Source organism: Acidovorax sp. Leaf78 (genome assembly GCF_001422735.1).
GTDB lineage: Bacteria > Pseudomonadota > Gammaproteobacteria > Burkholderiales > Burkholderiaceae_C > Acidovorax.
In genome coordinates, this window is record NZ_LMLZ01000001.1 from 257328 (window position 1) to 272411 (window position 15084).

At 67.0% G+C, this 15084-nt stretch carries 16 protein-coding genes; 12 read left to right on the forward strand and 4 right to left on the reverse strand.

Going from position 1 to position 15084, the window contains the following annotated elements; genetic code table 11:
* The first annotated feature begins 88 nt into the window (after nucleotides 1–88).
* Entirely contained in the window at nucleotides 89–838 is a 750-nt protein-coding gene (locus ASF16_RS01150) for a molybdopterin-synthase adenylyltransferase MoeB (protein ID WP_056161612.1), read from the forward strand.
* Nucleotides 839–953: 115 nt separating this feature from the next.
* Complete coding sequence (locus ASF16_RS01155; protein ID WP_056161614.1) at nucleotides 954–1379, forward strand: response regulator; 426 nt, start codon at nucleotides 954–956, stop codon at nucleotides 1377–1379.
* A 107-nt stretch (nucleotides 1380–1486) separates the two neighbouring features.
* On the opposite strand, the gene ASF16_RS01160 is transcribed toward ASF16_RS01155, so the two are convergent.
* Nucleotides 1487–2119 carry a response regulator transcription factor gene (locus tag ASF16_RS01160; protein ID WP_056161617.1) on the reverse strand — a complete coding sequence of 211 codons (633 nt, stop codon included), beginning with the start codon at nucleotides 2117–2119 and terminating at the stop codon, nucleotides 1487–1489.
* 125 nt (nucleotides 2120–2244) lie between these two features.
* Between ASF16_RS01160 and ASF16_RS01165 the strand changes: the two genes are divergently transcribed.
* The 6 genes from ASF16_RS01165 to ASF16_RS01185 all read left to right on the forward strand — a co-directional run bounded on the left by ASF16_RS01165 (nucleotide 2245) and on the right by ASF16_RS01185 (nucleotide 7400).
* Nucleotides 2245–3681: a CHASE3 domain-containing protein gene (locus ASF16_RS01165; RefSeq protein ID WP_056161619.1), complete on the forward strand. Its 1437-nt coding sequence runs from the start codon at nucleotides 2245–2247 to the stop codon at nucleotides 3679–3681.
* 356 nt (nucleotides 3682–4037) lie between these two features.
* The gene (locus ASF16_RS25180) at nucleotides 4038–4202 is read left to right on the forward strand and encodes a DUF1328 domain-containing protein (RefSeq protein WP_082485988.1); all 165 of its coding nucleotides are present in this window, start codon (nucleotides 4038–4040) and stop codon (nucleotides 4200–4202) included.
* 55 nt (nucleotides 4203–4257) lie between these two features.
* Nucleotides 4258–4650 carry a DUF883 family protein gene (locus tag ASF16_RS01170; protein ID WP_056161622.1) on the forward strand — a complete coding sequence of 131 codons (393 nt, stop codon included), beginning with the start codon at nucleotides 4258–4260 and terminating at the stop codon, nucleotides 4648–4650.
* Nucleotides 4651–4859: 209 nt separating this feature from the next.
* Nucleotides 4860–5177 carry a BON domain-containing protein gene (locus ASF16_RS01175; RefSeq protein WP_056161625.1) on the forward strand — a complete coding sequence of 106 codons (318 nt, stop codon included), beginning with the start codon at nucleotides 4860–4862 and terminating at the stop codon, nucleotides 5175–5177.
* A gap of 173 nt (nucleotides 5178–5350) precedes the next feature.
* Entirely contained in the window at nucleotides 5351–6484 is a 1134-nt protein-coding gene (locus ASF16_RS01180; protein WP_056162512.1) for a putative zinc-binding metallopeptidase, read from the forward strand.
* A 169-nt stretch (nucleotides 6485–6653) separates the two neighbouring features.
* Nucleotides 6654–7400: an alpha/beta fold hydrolase gene (locus ASF16_RS01185; RefSeq protein ID WP_056161626.1), complete on the forward strand. Its 747-nt coding sequence runs from the start codon at nucleotides 6654–6656 to the stop codon at nucleotides 7398–7400.
* 68 nt (nucleotides 7401–7468) lie between these two features.
* Here the strand turns inward: ASF16_RS01185 and panC are convergent, their stop codons facing one another.
* Complete coding sequence (panC, locus tag ASF16_RS01190; RefSeq protein WP_056161628.1) at nucleotides 7469–8323, reverse strand: pantoate--beta-alanine ligase; 855 nt, start codon at nucleotides 8321–8323, stop codon at nucleotides 7469–7471.
* Nucleotides 8324–8438: 115 nt separating this feature from the next.
* Nucleotides 8439–9320 (reverse strand): 3-methyl-2-oxobutanoate hydroxymethyltransferase, encoded by an 882-nt coding sequence (panB, locus tag ASF16_RS01195; protein WP_056161630.1) that lies wholly within the window; start codon nucleotides 9318–9320, stop codon nucleotides 8439–8441.
* 166 nt (nucleotides 9321–9486) lie between these two features.
* Here panB and nadC point away from each other — a divergent pair, with 166 nt between their 5' ends.
* The 3 genes from nadC to ASF16_RS01210 all read left to right on the forward strand — a co-directional run bounded on the left by nadC (nucleotide 9487) and on the right by ASF16_RS01210 (nucleotide 13536).
* Nucleotides 9487–10347, forward strand: a complete 861-nt coding sequence (gene nadC, locus ASF16_RS01200; protein WP_156371831.1) for a carboxylating nicotinate-nucleotide diphosphorylase — start codon at nucleotides 9487–9489, stop codon at nucleotides 10345–10347.
* 120 nt (nucleotides 10348–10467) lie between these two features.
* The gene (nadA, locus tag ASF16_RS01205; RefSeq protein WP_056161634.1) at nucleotides 10468–11592 is read left to right on the forward strand and encodes a quinolinate synthase NadA; all 1125 of its coding nucleotides are present in this window, start codon (nucleotides 10468–10470) and stop codon (nucleotides 11590–11592) included.
* Nucleotides 11593–11664: 72 nt separating this feature from the next.
* Entirely contained in the window at nucleotides 11665–13536 is a 1872-nt protein-coding gene (locus ASF16_RS01210) for a chorismate-binding protein (protein WP_056161636.1), read from the forward strand.
* Nucleotides 13537–13582: 46 nt separating this feature from the next.
* Here the strand turns inward: ASF16_RS01210 and ASF16_RS01215 are convergent, their stop codons facing one another.
* A complete protein-coding gene (locus ASF16_RS01215) occupies nucleotides 13583–13942 on the reverse strand; it encodes a 5-carboxymethyl-2-hydroxymuconate Delta-isomerase (RefSeq protein WP_056162514.1) in 360 nt (119 codons plus the stop codon).
* A 380-nt stretch (nucleotides 13943–14322) separates the two neighbouring features.
* Here ASF16_RS01215 and ASF16_RS01220 point away from each other — a divergent pair, with 380 nt between their 5' ends.
* Nucleotides 14323–15081: a carbonic anhydrase gene (locus ASF16_RS01220; RefSeq protein WP_056161638.1), complete on the forward strand. Its 759-nt coding sequence runs from the start codon at nucleotides 14323–14325 to the stop codon at nucleotides 15079–15081.
* Nucleotides 15082–15084: the final 3 nt, after the last annotated feature.

Genomic DNA, 15084 nt, shown 5'->3' on the forward strand with positions numbered 1-15084 from the left:
AAGCCGGATTCCAGCGGAGTCCGGCTTTTTGCATTGGCGCTGCCGATTTTTATTTTGTTTTTTGTTTTTGTTTGCCTGAGATTGCCCCATGACCGACGACCAGCTCCTGCGGTACTCCCGCCACATCCTGCTCGATGAAATCGGCATCGAAGGGCAGGAGCGGTTGCTGGCGGCGCATGCCGTCATCATCGGCGCCGGCGGGCTGGGCTCGCCCGCGGCCCTGTACCTTGCGTCAGCCGGGGTGGGACACATCACGCTGGTGGACGACGACGTGGTGGACCTCACCAACCTGCAGCGGCAGATCGCGCACACCACCGACCGGGTGGGCCAGGCCAAGGTATCGTCTGCTGCGGCTGCCATGGCGGCGATCAACCCTGAGGTGAAGGTCACGGCGCTCAAGGCACGAGTCGATGCCGATGCGCTCGATGTGCTGGTGCGCGATGCCACGGTGGTGCTCGATTGCTGCGACAACTACGCCACGCGCCACGCGGTGAATCGCGCCTGCGTGCGGCATGGCAAGCCCTTGGTGGCGGGCGCTGCGATTCGCTTTGATGCGCAGATCACCGTGGTCGACCCGCGGGACGCAACCTGCCCGTGTTACGCCTGCATCTTTCCTCCGCAGGCGGAGTTCGAGGAAGTGCGCTGCTCGACGATGGGCGTGTTTGCGCCGCTGGTGGGCATCATCGGCGCCATGCAGGCTGCCGAGGCCTTGAAGCTCGTGGCGGGCGTGGGGTCTTCGTTGGCGGGGCGGCTCATGATGCTCGACGGCCGCTCGATGGAATGGAGCACGATGCACTTGCAGCGCGCACCTGATTGCGCAGTATGTGTTGCGCGGTAGGAGGGTTCCTACACCCCGCGCGTCAGGCCGCTGGCAGAATGCAAAGCTACGAGCATCTAAATTTGAGGTTCGACCAGCGCCAACCTCGGCCCTGATCGTGAAACTGGATACTCCTGTGAAACTGCGCACCTATATCGTTGAAGACAACGCCACCATCCGTGAGAATCTGATCGGAACTCTGGAAGAGTTGGCGTCTGTGGAAGCCGTTGGCGTTGCAGAGACCGAGGATGAAGGGAAGAACTGGCTGGCCACCAACGCAGGCCTTTGGGACTTGGCCATCGTCGACCTGTTCCTGCGCCAGGGCAGTGGTCTGGGTGTGCTGGCTGCCTGCCGTGCCCGCTTGCCGGGCCAGAAGATGGTGGTGCTCAGCAACTACGCAACGCCCGATGTGCGCATGCGCTGTGCGCAACTGGGCGTCGATGCGGTGTTCGACAAATCCAATGAAATCGACGCACTGGTGGACTACTGTGTCCAGCACAGCAATGCTCCAGGGGCCATGGAGATGGGTCAGCCCGGGGCGATTCCTGGCCAGCCGTTGTGACAGCCGACAGCCTCCCCGTCGTGTGCGGGAGGCTCGTTTTTTACCTGTGTGCGTGGTGCGATGGCCGGCCCCGTCCGGCTTGTCCGGACTAAAGGCCTCCCCGCATGTCAGTCGATCAGGCGATTCTTCAGTGCGTAGTACGTCAGATCGCTGTTGGAAGACAGGCTCATCTTTTCCATCAGGCGTGTGCGGTACGTGCTCACCGTCTTCACGCTCAGCGACAGGGCCTTGGCGATGTCGCCTGCCGTCTCGCCCTTGGCCAGCTTCAGAAACACCTGGAATTCGCGCTCGGACAGCTGTTCGTGCGGTGGCGCGTCGTCCTTGCGATTGAGCTGCTGCGCCAGCAGTTCAGCCACGGCGGGCGTGAGGTAGCGGCGGCCCAGCGCAATGGTGCGAATCGCTTCCACGATTTCGGCTGGCTCGCATTCCTTGTTCAGGTAGCCGCTGGCGCCCTGGCGAATCAGGTTGATCGCGTAGTGCTCTTCGGGGTACCCGCTCAGGATCAGGATTCCCATGTCGGGCGCCTTTGCGCGCAGCATGGCCAGCGCATCCAGGCCGCTTTGGCCGGGCATGGACAAGTCCATCAGCAGGACATCGATTTCCTTGTTGCGCACGAGGTCGATGGCTTCGCGGCCGTTGGCCGCCTCACCCTCGACCCGCAGGTCTACATGCTCCGACAGAAACTGCCGCAGGCCGGAGCGAACAATCGCGTGGTCATCCACAATACCAATCTTGATCATCGATCTTTCTTTCACAGGGCGGAGTGCCGCTCCCGATGCTTGTTGGTTGCACAGATTCTCCGGCCTCATGCTGCGCGGTGGCACCATGACACCCGGGTCACCAGACATTATCCAGAATAACGCGTATGAGCCTCAAAGAAAACACCCGTCGATGGTTGCCCAAGGTCCGCAGGATGGCGATCAGCCTGCCAATGGCCCTGCTGGCAGCCATGGTGCTGGTGGGTATCAACGAGACCGGCCATATGCGTTCGCAGGACGCAGTCGCACAAATGGCGCATGGCCAGGATACGCGCAAGGCTGTCAATTCGCTGCTGCAAAGCATGCTGGATGCCGAAACCGGGCAGCGCGGCTACTTGTTGACCGGCAACGACGCCTACCTCGAGCCCTATGACAAGGCCGTGGCCACGGTGCAGACCAACCTGGACGGGCTGCGCCAGCAGTTCATGGAGGCGCCCGACGACATGCAGGAATTCGCCCTGCTGTCGCGGCAGATATCGCGCAAGCTCGCCGAGATGGAGTTGAGCCTGCGGCTGCGCCGCCAAGGCAACGAGGACGCCTGGAAGTTCATCTTGCACACCGATGTGGGCAAAGAGCACATGGAGGCCATCCGCAAGCATTCGCAAGAGCTCATTGCCCGCAGCGACCGCTACGTGCAGCAGGGCCAGCAGCAGGTGGAGCAATCGCTCATGCTGTCGCGCATCGGCATCGCCACCGTCACCGCCATCGGCCTGCTGGCCTTCTACATGTACCTGCGCCAGACGCAGGCGGTGCAGCAGGTGAGCCAGCGCGAGCAGGCCCTGCTGGAGCACGAGCGCGATCGGCTTGAAGGCCTCGTGCGGGAGCGCACGGCCACGCTGTCCGAGCTGGCGAACCACCTGCAGCAGGTGCGCGAAGAAGAGCGCGCACACCTGGCGCGCGAACTGCACGACGAACTGGGGGCCTTGCTGACCGCGGCCAAGCTCGATGTCGCACGGCTCAAGTCCAAGATCGACGCCACGGCACCCGACATCGCCGAGCGCCTCAGGCACCTGACCGAAACGCTGAACAGCGGCATTGCGCTGAAGCGCCGCATCATCGAAGACCTGCGCCCGTCGTCGCTGTCCAACCTCGGGCTGACTGCGGCCATCGAGATCCTCACGCGTGAATACGCCGAGCGCGCGGCCATCGAGGTCGAGACCAGCCTGGAGCCCGTCAAGCTGCCCGACGCCTCGCAGCTCACCGTGTACCGCATGGTGCAGGAGGCGCTCACCAACATCGGCAAATACGCCAAGGCCGACAAGGTGCTGGTGTCGGTGCACGCCTATCCCACGCATGTCTCGGTGCAGGTGCGCGACAACGGCCTGGGGTTCGATCCCAGCAGCGTGCGCCCCACCTCGCACGGCCTGTCCGGCATGCGCCACCGGGTGGAGGCCGCAGGTGGCCGTCTCTCGATCACCTCACGCCCCGGCAATGGCACGCTGGTCTCTGCCGTGCTGCCCATGCAGCGCGATGCGACGGACGACCCGCAGCCAGGCGCTGCCAGCACGCAAGCCGCGGTGCCGGTGTCCCCCTCGAACTTCTGAGGCCGTCGCGCCTGGGGCGGCAGACAGCCTTGCTGGCAATCCGGGGCCTGCACATAGCCCGCAACTGAGCCCCCACTCGCGACTCAGCACGTTCCATTGCCTGGTAGACGAGCCTCGAAACTCAGTACACCCATTTGCGACGCCAGCCTCGCGCTGCATGTCCGCATTCGAGCGCAACCACCAGCCGTGAGTCGCGCGGCCTCGTCCTACACGGCCCGCGCGGCGCCGCCGACACGGGAGCGCGCCAGACACCGGCATTCACCAAACTCACTCCGCCATACAGTTGGTCCCAGGCGCTGAAGTTCTGGTGCCAACCGACCGACAGGCCGCTACCGGCCCCTTACAAGGAGAAGGAAATGTTGCACTACGCAGTTGTTTTTCTGGTGATCGCGCTGATCGCAGCACTGTTCGGCTTTGGCGGCATCGCTGCCGGCGCTGTGGGCATTGCCAAGATCCTGTTCTTCGTCTTCGTGATCATGGCCGTCGTGACCTTTGTCCTGGGCCTGCTTCGAAAGGGCTGACGCCCGTCCGCAAGCCCCAGCCACCCTGCATCCACACTTACCAGGAGTTTGAACAATGAGCATCCAGACCGCCACCGATAAAGTCGCCGACAACGCCCGCACCCTGGCCGACGACGTGCTGCAAAGCGCACAAGACGCCGTGCAGTCCACCCGCAAGGTTGCCGACAAGTCGCTTGAAAAAGCAGAAGAAGGCGTGAAGGCACTGCGTAACCAGACCGATCCCGTCATCGACGATCTGGCAGCCCGTGCCCAGGAACTGGCCAGCCGCGGTATCGACTACTGTGCAGAAACCAGTGCCCGTGCCCGCCGCCAGATGCAGCAGGCTGCAGACGCGACGACCCGCTATGTGGCTGAAGAGCCCACCAAGTCGCTCGTGATCGCCGCTGCATCCGGTGCTTTGCTCGCCACGCTGCTCATGATGGCTTCGCGCCGTCGCCCAGCGTACTGACCCCCTGAGAGCAGCGTGCGGCCCGCCGGCTGTGCTGAACCCGGGGTGATTAGAGACACCTCAGGCAGCGAAGCATCTGGTGGACCACACGACCGCTCTGACTTCATCGATCCCCTACAGTCCGCTGGCCGCGGAGGGTGCAACAGGCCGGCAGACTGCGATAACTCCAGCACCCGCGTTCCCAACCATTTTTCAACAAGGACAACATCATGAAATACGCACGTGCCCTCGCTTTCGCCGCAGTTGCTGGCATCACCATCGTCACGGCCACGGGCTGCTCGGTGGCCCGCGATCAGCAGACCATGGGTTCCTACGTTGACGATGCAGGCATCACGACGGCAGTCAAGGCCAAGATGGCTGAAGACAAGAGCGTGTCCGCCACCTCCATCAGCGTGGAAACGCTGAACGGCACGGTGCAGCTGTCGGGTTTTGCCAAGTCGCAAACCGAAAAGAACCAGGCTGAAGCCATTGCTCGCAACACCAAGCATGTGCGTGAAGTGCGCAACAGCATCGTTGTCCGTCCCTGAGCGGAACACTTGACCCAAGGGTGACGGCCAGCCTGGCCGCCACTTGTCGGGACGAGAACTGAGCAGGCTCCAGGGTCCCCTGGAGCCTGCTCTTTTTTTCTTTGTGACTGTTGTTTCCTCTGCTGTGCGCATATTGTGTGCTGCAGGGCGTACCAGGGTTTAAGCTCACCACCATGCGCGTATTCAATTGCGACCATTGCGGTCACCTGGTTTTCTTCGACAGCGTGCAATGCCTGAACTGTGGAAGTGCTCTGGCATTTCTGCCGGACCAGATGACTTTGGCCGCCCTGGCGCCGGCTCCGCAGGACGGCAACGGGCTGTGGCGGCGCAGGAGCCAGGCCGGCAGCGAGCAGCACACGGGCCGCCTGTACCACATGTGCCGCAACCACACCGAGTACCAGGCCTGCAATTTCGCCATTCCCTCCAACGACTTCGCCGACCTCTGCGCATCCTGCCGCCAGACGCGGTTTTTGCCCGATCTGTCCGAGTACGCCAACCTGCGGCGCTGGAAGCAGATCGAAGGCGCCAAGCGGCAGCTCTTCTACACCCTGGCGCGGCTGGGGCTGGAGCCCGTGCCAGGCCGCGCGGGGCCCGTGTTTGAATTTCTGGCCGACATGCCGGGCGGGCCGCCCATCCTCACCGGGCACCTGGGAGGCATCATCACGCTCAATATCGCAGAGGCTGACGACGACGAGCGTGCGCGCCGGCGCATTGCCCTGGGCGAGCCCTACCGCACGCTGATCGGCCACCTGCGCCATGAATCCGGCCATTTCTACTGGGACCAGCTGGTGCGCGATGGCGGCCTGCTCGAGTCGTTCCGCAGCCTGTTCGGCGATGAGCGACAGGACTACTCCGCAGCGCTGGACGCCCACTACGCCAAACAGGGCGAGCTGGGCGACTGGGCCACGCGCCACGTCAGCGCCTATGCAGCCTCGCACCCCTGGGAGGACTGGGCCGAAACCTGGGCGCACTACCTGCACATGATCGACCTGCTGGAGACTGCTGCCAGCTACCAGGCCGGTGTGGCCGTGCCCGACCCGCGTGGCAGTGTTCGCCACCACGTCACCGACCCGTTCGCCATACCGCGGCCGGGGTTTCAGGAGATGGTGCGCCAGTGGGTGCCGCTCACGCTCATGCTCAACAGCCTGAACCGCAGCCTGGGGCAGCACGACGCCTACCCGTTTGCACTGTCGGCGGGTGCCATGCTCAAGCTGCGGTTTGTGCACGACTTGGTGCAGGCGCAGACCCCTGCCGGTGGCGTGCCGGACGCTGGCGTGAACGGCTCCGGGGTGCCGACCGCTTTGTAGGTGGCTGCGTCACGATCCCTGCAAGTCGTGAAGGGGCGGGGAGAGGACGCCAGGCGTTGGCGACGCCGCACCCGGCAATTGGCCTCGACAGCTGGTACTCGAAAGCAGTAGCCAGCCCCCAATCTCCAGCCTCCAGCACCCCGGCGCAATCCTTGCGACACTCGGTGCCATGACGACACCTTCATCCCCCGCCCACGCCACGCCCCAGCTGGTCTTCATCCCCGGCCTCGCGGCCGATGCCGCCATGTGGCGGGCGCAGCTCCCCGCCATGCCTGCCGAATTGCGTCCGGTGGTGGCCACAGCCCACGCGCAGCCCGCCGCCCTGCGCATTGAAGACATGGCCGCGCTGGTGCTCGCAGCCCATGCCGGGCCCGTGCTGCTGTGCGGCGCCTCCATGGGCGGCATGATCGCGATGGAGGCGGCGCGCCAGGCGCCCGAGCGCGTGGCGGGCCTGGCGTTGCTCGGCACCACGGCCCGACCTGAAACCCCCGAGATGCGCGCCCTGCGCGAAGCCGCGATGGAGCTGTTCGCACAGGGCCGGGTGCGCGAGGTGATCGAGCCTAATGTTGCCTTCGCCTTCCACCCCGCCAACGCCGCCCAGCCCCATCTGGTGCAGGCCTACCTGGACTTCGTCCTGCGCGCCGGCGCCGAGCAGCTGGTTCGACAAAACCGCGCCGTCATCCACCGGCCCGACGCCCGGCTGCACCTGCCCCGCATCGCCTGCCCCACGCTGGTGGTGTGCGGCGATGCGGACCAGCTCACGCCGCCCGAATGCTCGGCCGAGATCGCTGCCCTGGTCCCGGGCGCTGAGCATGAGGTGCTGGCCGAGTGTGGTCACATGCTGACCATGGAGCAGCCCGACGCCGTCAACCGCGCGTTGCTGGGGTGGCTGGCGCGGGGCGGGTGGGTTGATTAGTTTTTTCCGAATTAAAGCAGCCGCTGCCGCTCATCTGGCAAGCGCTAGCTGCTATCAATAGCAGAGCATCAGAACTCCAGGTTGTCGATGAGCCGCGTGGTGCCCAGGCGCGCCGCACCCAGCGCCACCAGCGTGCCCGGCGCGTCCTCGGCCGTGGGTGCCAGCAGATCCACCCGGCGGCGCACCGTCAGGTAGTCGGGCTGCCAGCCGCGGGCGCGCAGGGCGTCCAGGGCATGCTGCTCCCACGCTGCGGCGTGCTGCGGGTCAGGGGCCGGGGCGCCGCGCCAGCGCTGTGCCAGTTGCTGCAGCGCCTGCGACAGCGCCACGGCTTCCTGCCGCTCCTGCAGTCCCAGGTAGCCATTGCGCGAGCTCAGGGCCAGCCCGTCGGCGGCGCGGAAGGTCTCGCCCGCCACGACCTCGATGGGCAGCGCAAACTGCCGCACCATGTGGCGAATGACCATGAGCTGCTGGTAGTCCTTCTTGCCGAACACGGCCGTGCCGCCCGTGGCGCCCAGCACGCAGGCAAACAGCTTCATCACCACCGTGCTTACGCCCACGAAGAAGCCGGGTCGGAAGTGCCCCTCCAGCATGTCGGCCAGCAGCGGGTCGGGGTGCACCTTGAAGGTCTGGGGCTCGGGGTACAGATCCGCCTCGCGCGGTGCGAACAGCACATCGCAGCCGGCGGCCTGCAGCTGGGCGCAGTCGGCCTCCCAGGTGCGCGGGTAGCTGTCGAAATCCTCGTGCGGCAAGAACTGCAGCCGGTTCACGAAGATGCTGGCCACTGTCACGTCGCCCAGGGGTTTGGCCTGGTGCACCAGGGCGATGTGCCCGTCGTGCAGATTGCCCATGGTGGGCACGAACGAGGGGCGGCGGTAGGGCGCCAGGGCCTGGCGCAGGTCGGCAACGGAGCGGGCGATGAGCATGGTGAAGACGCCGTGCGGCGATGAAGAAAAAAGGCAGGGAGTGCCGAACGCGATTTCGTGCGTGGGCAACGGGGCAACGGGGCAATCGGCGGCGGGCGTGGATCGATGGGTCCGGCTACCACGCGTGCAGTGCGTTGTCCGGAAACCGCCCCTGCTTGACGGCCTGCACGTACGCCTCGATGGCGCCGCGCACACTGCCCGCGTCCCGCATGAAGTCGTGCACGAACCGGGGCATCTTTCCCAGGTTCATGCCCAGCATGTCGTGCAGCACCAGCACCTGGCCCGCGGTGCCGTTGCCCGCACCGATGCCGATGGTGTGGCAGTGCGGCAGCCCGGCCGTGATGTCGGCCGCCAGCGCGGCGGGCACCATCTCCAGCACCAGCATGGCGGCACCGGCGTCTTGCAGTTCATGCGCCTCCTGGCGCAGCGTGCGGGCCGCACTATCCGTCCTGCCCTGCACGCGGTAGCCGCCCAGGGCGTGCACGGTCTGCGGCGTCAGGCCCAGGTGGGCGCACACGGGGATGCCGCGCTGCACCAGAAACTCCACCGTGGGCGCGGTCCAGCCACCGCCTTCCAGCTTGACCATGTGCGCCCCGGCCTGCATCAGCGCGCAGGCGCTGCGCAGGGCCTGCTCGCGGGTTTCGGCGTAGGTGCCGTAGGGCAGGTCGGCAATCAGCCAGGCCGTGGCCTGCACGCGGTGCAGCCCCCGCGCCACGCTGGCCGTGTGGTAGGCCATGGTGTCCAGCGCCACGCCCACGGTGCTGAGCAGCCCCTGGCAGACCATGCCCAGCGAGTCGCCCACCAGAATGCACTCCACACCCGCCGCGTCGGCCACGGCGGCGAACGTGGCGTCGTAGGCCGTCAGCATCGTGATCTTCTCGCCGGCGTCCCGCATCTGCGCGAGGCGCGGCAGGCTCACTGGCCTGCGTTGGGGCAGGGGCGACGCAGGCGGCAGGGTGCCGTAGGGCGTGGCAAACGCGGTGCTGGTGGCAGTCATGGGGCTCGCTGTGGCAAAAAAATTGCCGCGAGTCTATGCGACCAATCATGGGTGTACTTATGGGTTGGGGCGCAGGGCGGCAGGGGCCCTTTCGGGTGCAGTGGCCTTTGCGTTCCCGGTATGCTCGCGGCCCATGACAGCAGCGTTACACCCCGCGGACACCACCATGAGCGACAACGATGTGAAGGCCCTGGCCCAGGCCGATGTGGCCCGTGCCCTGGCCGAAGACGTAGGCACTGGCGACCTCACCGCCGGCCTCATCGACCCCACCCGCCGGGCCCGCGCCCGCATCCTGGCGCGCGAGCCCGCCGTGATCTGCGGCGCCCCCTGGGCCGAGGCCGCGCTGCGTGCGCTGGACCCTGGTGTGCAGCTCACCTGGCGCGTGCAGGAGGGCCAGCGCTGCGTGGCCGACCAGATCGTGCTGGAGATCGAAGGCCAGGCCCGCGCGCTGCTCAGCGCCGAGCGCACCGCGCTCAACTTTCTGCAGTTGCTCTCTGCCGTGGCCACCAAGACGCGGCACTACGTGGACGTGGTGGCCGGCACCCGCGCGCAGATCGTCGACACCCGCAAGACCCTGCCGGGCCTGCGCCTGGCGCAGAAGTACGCTGTGCGTATGGGCGGTGGCACCAACCACCGCATCGGCCTGCACGACGCGGTGCTGATCAAGGAAAACCACATTGCCGCGGCCGGTGGCGTGACAGCGGTGCTGCAGGCCGCGCAAGCGATTGCGGGCCAGGCGAAGTTCATCGAGATCGAGGTGGAAACCCTGCACCAATTGACCGAGGCACTGAACGCTGGCGCCAAGATGGTGCTGCTGGACAACATGCCCCTGCCCACGCTGCAGGAGGCCGTGCGTATCAACGCCGCGCACCCTGGCGGTGGCGCCATCCTCGAGATTTCGGGCGGCGTCACGCTCGATGGCCTGCGCGCACTGGCCGACACCGGCGTGGACCGCATCTCCATCGGCACGCTGACCAAGGACGTGCAGGCCACCGACTTTTCGATGCGCCTGCAGGACCTGGCCTGAGCCCCCGGCCCCCCCGCCCGGCTGACCCTGCGCCGCGCAGGGTTGCCAGCGCCAGGCCAGCTCGGCCGATATGCTTACCCCTCCATGAAACCAGCCCCAGCCGCTGGTAGCCAGTACCCCATGACCACCATTGCCATCAAGGACGTCGAGTACGAGCAGCCCGCCCCGGGCGCGGACGGCGCCGTCTGTTCCACCCAGCACGCCTGGGCGCGCGTGCCGCCCGAGCCCGCACCAGCCGAGCGCGCGGCGCTCAAGGACCGCATCCGCCGCCTGCTCAAGGAAAAGAACGCGGTCATGGTGTCGCACTACTACGTGCACCCCGACCTGCAGGACCTGGCCGAAGAGACCGGTGGCCTCGTGAGCGACTCGCTCGAGATGGCGCGCTTTGGCCGCGACCACGCGGCGCAGACGCTGGTGGTGAGCGGCGTGCGCTTCATGGGCGAGACGGCCAAGATCCTGAGCCCCGAAAAAGCCATCCTGATGCCCGACCTGGATGCCACCTGCTCGCTCGACCTGGGCTGCCCGGTCGACGAGTTCAGCGCCTTCTGCGACGCGCACCCCGACCGCACCGTGGTGGTCTACGCCAACACCAGCGCCGCGGTGAAGGCACGGGCCGACTGGCTCGTCACCTCCAGCTGCGCCCTCGACATCGTGGGCGCGCTCAAGGCCGCCGGGCAAAAAATCCTGTGGGCGCCCGACCGGCATCTGGGCGGCTACATCCAGCGCGAGACCGGTGCCGACATGGTGTTCTGGAACGGCGCCTGCATCGTGCACGACGAGTTCAAGGCCTTCGAGCTGGAAGCCCTCAAAAAGGAACACCCCCGCGCCAAGGTGCTGGTGCACCCCGAGAGCCCCGCCGACGTGGTGGCGCTGGCCGACGCCGTGGGCTCCACCAGCGCCATCCTCCAGGCCGCGCGCGAGCTGGATGCCACCGAGTTCATCGTGGCCACCGACAACGGCATGATGCACAAGCTGCGCACCCTCAACCCCGGCAAGACGTTCTACGAAGCCCCTACGGCCGGCAACAGCGCCACCTGCAAGAGCTGCGCGCACTGCCCCTGGATGGCGATGAACGGTCTGGCCGACGTGGCCCGCGTGCTGGAGACCGGCGCCAACGCCATCACGGTGGACCCGGCCCTCATCCCGCGCGCCCGCCAGCCCATCGACCGCATGCTGGCCTTCACTGCGGCGCTCAAGAACGGGCAGCCCACCGCAGGCCTTGTGCCGCACCTGGGTGCAGCCTGAGGGCGTGGTGGCAATGATGTGCTATTTATTTGATAGCTGCTTGCGCTTATCCATCAAGCGGTAGGGGCATTTTTGACTGGTATTTCACGCATCGACTTCACCCAACCGCAGGATGCCGACAAGCCGCGCCTGCGCCATGCGTTTGGCGCGCCGCGCGAAGTGCTGGTGGCGCACGACCTGGTCGATGTGCGCGGTGTGCTCGACGCTGTGCATGCGGCCGCCGCGGCAGGGCGCTGGTGCGTGGGGTATGTGCGCTACGAGGCCGCTGCCGCGTTCGACGCTGCGCTGCAGACCCATGCGGCCGATGGCCCGCTGGCGTGGTTTGCGGTGCACGACGCGCCCCTGCCGTGGCCTGCTGACGCGGCAGTCGCTTCTCCCCACGATGTTGCCGAAGTGACCTGGACCGGCCCCCCCCGTCGCGCCGCCTTCGATGACGCCATGGCGCGCATCCAGCACGCCATCGGCGCGGGCGAGCTGTACCAGGTCAACCACACCGCACCGCTGACCGGCACCCTGCAGGGCAGCCCCGCCAGCCTGTTTGCTGCACTACTGCGGGCGCAGCCCGGCGGTTACGCCGCGCACATCGACGCGGGCGGCGAGCAGGTGCTGTCGGTGTCGCCCGAACTCTTCTTCGACTGGCAGGACGCGCCCGACGGCGGTCGCATTCTGGCCCGCCCCATGAAGGGCACCGCCCCGCGGGGCGCCACGCCCGAGCAGGACGCGGCCCATGCCGACCACCTGCGCACGGCCCCCAAGGAGCGGGCCGAGAACGTGATGATCGTGGACCTGCTGCGCAACGACCTGTCGCGCATCGCGCTGCCGCACAGCGTGCAGGTGCCCGCACTGTTCGCCACCCAGGCCTTGCCCACCGTGTGGCAGATGACGTCCGACGTGGTGGCGCGCACGCGGCCTGGCACCACGCTCACCGATGTGTTCGCGGCGCTGTTCCCGTGTGGCTCCGTCACCGGCGCGCCCAAGGTGCGGGCCATGCAGATGATCCATGCGCTCGAAGGCCAGCCCCGGGGTGTGTACTGCGGCGCGGTGGGTGTGGTGCGGCCCGCGGGACGGCTGAGAAAGGCGGGGCCGGGCGGCGCCACCCACGCCGTGGCCGCCACCTTCAACGTGCCCATCCGCACCGTGGTGCTCCACGAGAGGAGCGGACCGGAAGATGGGTGGAGCGCCACCTGCGGCATTGGCAGCGGCATCACCTCGGGCGCCGAAGCTGCCGCAGAATGGCAGGAGTGGCGCCACAAGCGCGCATTCGTGGAGCGTGCGAGCATGCCTTTCGACATTCTGGAAACACTGGCCCTGAACGACGGCAAGTTCCGCCATGCAGACCTGCACGTGGCGCGCATGGGCCAGGCGGCGGTGCACTTCGGCTATCCGTGGAACGCCCATGCCGTGCGGCAAGAGCTGCAAATCGCGGCCCTGCAGAACCTCAACGGTGCCTGGCGCGTGCGGCTGCTGCTGTCGGCCGACGGCAGCGCGCGCGCCGAATCCTTTGCCCTGCAGCCCACCGCGGAGCCCGTGCGCCTCCAACTGGCCGCCACCGCCTTCGAATCGGCCCACGGCGAATTCGTGCGGCACAAGACCACGCGCCGCGCGCACTATGCTGCGTATGCGCCCACCACGCCGGGCGTGTTTGACACCGTGCTCTGGAACGAGGCGGGCGAGATCACCGAGAGCACCTTCGGCAACATCGCCGTGCTGCTGGACGGCCAGTGGGTCACCCCGCCCCTGGCCTGCGGCCTGCTGCCCGGCGTGGGCCGCGCGGTGGCGCTGCGCGAAGGGCAGGTGGCCGAAGCCGTGGTGCGCCTGGCCGACTTGCCGCGCGTGCAGGGCTGGGCCTTCATCAACAGCCTGCGCGGCTGGCTGCAGGCAGAGATGGCAGCGCCCGGCGCACTTCCGCAGGTGGCCGGACCCGCGGACCGCGAAGCCCGCTGAACGCGGGGCCCGCTGCTGCCGCTGGCACGCGGCGGCTATCGGAGGGTCAGAGCCGTTCCTTGGCGTAGGAGCCGCGGTCCATGTCCACCACCTCCACGCTCAATTGCACCAGCACGCCAGACGGCCGGGGCGAGAGCTCGCGCAGCACGGCGGCCACGCGGCCGGAGAGGTCCTTCTTGGCCTCGGGCGAGCGGCCAGCCAGCAGGCGCAGTTGTGCATGCACAAAGGCGCGGTTGGCTGGTGCAGTGCCGATCTCGAAACTGTCGGCCACCACGAAGCGGGTCTTCAGGTCGGCTTCGTCCTGGATTTCGGGGTGGGCGCACAGCTGGGCGTTCAGGGCCTTGAGCGCCTCGGCTTCGGGGAAGTGCGGCAGGTTGCTGGTGTATTCGACGACGAGATGGGGCATGGTGAAGGGTCCGTTCAGGGGCATGTGCCGCATCAGCAGGCACACAGGGCACAAAGGTTGCGCACCCGGCGCCAGTTTAAGGGGCTGGATGGTGCCGGCGGGGCGGCGTGCCCTCGTGGGGGTGTGGCCCAAGCGCAGCCAGCGCGCCACAAACCACAGATTTCTTATCGCTTCCTTAAGCTCGCCCAGTTCGGGCGCTGTCGTGGCCCGGTACCGACGGTGGCGGCCATTCGTAACATTTGTGTTGCAACTCCGCAGGCAGGTGCGCAGAATACGGCGCGTTCGGCCGCAGAGCAGGCCCTGGCCGGGCGTCGCGTGTTCGGCAAGGGGTTGGACGCGCGCAGATCGATGATTGCCTGTTCACCATCCCCCTCCACGCCATGACCCACCCTGCATTCATCCGACACATCGCCCTGGCCGCCATCGCACTGTGCACCGCTGCCGCGGCCAACGCACAAGGCGCCAACCCGCACTGGGAATACAAAGGCAAACACGGCGCCGCCCACTGGGGCGAGCTGGAAGCAGGCTTCGAAGCCTGCGCGCGCGGCGCGGCGCAAAGCCCGGTGAACATCCGCAAGACCGTCAAGGAAGCGCTGCCCGCGCTCGACTTCCAGTACACGCCCGCCGCTCCCACCTTGCTCAACAACGGCCACACGGTGCAGGTCAACATGCCCGCCGGCAGCAAGCTGGTGGTGGACGGCAAGCCGATGGAGCTGCTGCAGTTCCACTTCCACACGCCCAGCGAAGAAGCCATTGGCGGCAAACGCGCGGCCATGGTGGCGCACTTCGTGCACAAGGCCGAAGACGGCACGCTGGGCGTGGTGGCCGTGCTGATCCAGCCCGGCAAGGCCAATGCCGCCTGGGCCCCCATCTTTGCCCACCTGCCACGTGTGGGCGAGCAGGTCACGGTGAACGGGTTCTCGCTCGATGCCAGCAGCCTGCTGCCCGCCAGCAAGGGCTACTACAGCTTTGCCGGGTCGCTGACCACACCGCCATGCTCCGAGGGCGTGCAGTGGATGGTGCTCAAGGAGCCCGTCAAGCTCAGCCCGCAGCAGATCAATGCGTTCCGCCACATGTACAGCGCCAACGCACGGCCGCTGCAGCCCATCAACAGCCGGGTGATCAAGGAAAGTATCTGAGGA

Excerpts from the sequence above, each read along its gene's own strand:
- ASF16_RS01220 (WP_056161638.1), top strand. The coding sequence starts at position 14,323 with ATGACCCACCCTGCATTCATCCGACACATCGCCCTGGCCGCCATCGCA.
- ASF16_RS25180 (WP_082485988.1), top strand. The coding sequence starts at position 4,038 with ATGTTGCACTACGCAGTTGTTTTTCTGGTGATCGCGCTGATCGCAGCA.
- ASF16_RS01185 (WP_056161626.1), top strand. The coding sequence starts at position 6,654 with ATGACGACACCTTCATCCCCCGCCCACGCCACGCCCCAGCTGGTCTTC.
- ASF16_RS01180 (WP_056162512.1), top strand. The coding sequence starts at position 5,351 with ATGCGCGTATTCAATTGCGACCATTGCGGTCACCTGGTTTTCTTCGAC.
- nadA (WP_056161634.1), top strand. The coding sequence starts at position 10,468 with ATGACCACCATTGCCATCAAGGACGTCGAGTACGAGCAGCCCGCCCCG.
- ASF16_RS01150 (WP_056161612.1), top strand. The coding sequence starts at position 89 with ATGACCGACGACCAGCTCCTGCGGTACTCCCGCCACATCCTGCTCGAT.
- panC (WP_056161628.1), bottom strand. The coding sequence starts at position 8,323 with ATGCTCATCGCCCGCTCCGTTGCCGACCTGCGCCAGGCCCTGGCGCCC.
- panB (WP_056161630.1), bottom strand. The coding sequence starts at position 9,320 with ATGACTGCCACCAGCACCGCGTTTGCCACGCCCTACGGCACCCTGCCG.
- ASF16_RS01165 (WP_056161619.1), top strand. The coding sequence starts at position 2,245 with ATGAGCCTCAAAGAAAACACCCGTCGATGGTTGCCCAAGGTCCGCAGG.
- ASF16_RS01160 (WP_056161617.1), bottom strand. The coding sequence starts at position 2,119 with ATGATCAAGATTGGTATTGTGGATGACCACGCGATTGTTCGCTCCGGC.
- ASF16_RS01170 (WP_056161622.1), top strand. The coding sequence starts at position 4,258 with ATGAGCATCCAGACCGCCACCGATAAAGTCGCCGACAACGCCCGCACC.
- ASF16_RS01175 (WP_056161625.1), top strand. The coding sequence starts at position 4,860 with ATGAAATACGCACGTGCCCTCGCTTTCGCCGCAGTTGCTGGCATCACC.
- ASF16_RS01215 (WP_056162514.1), bottom strand. The coding sequence starts at position 13,942 with ATGCCCCATCTCGTCGTCGAATACACCAGCAACCTGCCGCACTTCCCC.
- nadC (WP_156371831.1), top strand. The coding sequence starts at position 9,487 with ATGAGCGACAACGATGTGAAGGCCCTGGCCCAGGCCGATGTGGCCCGT.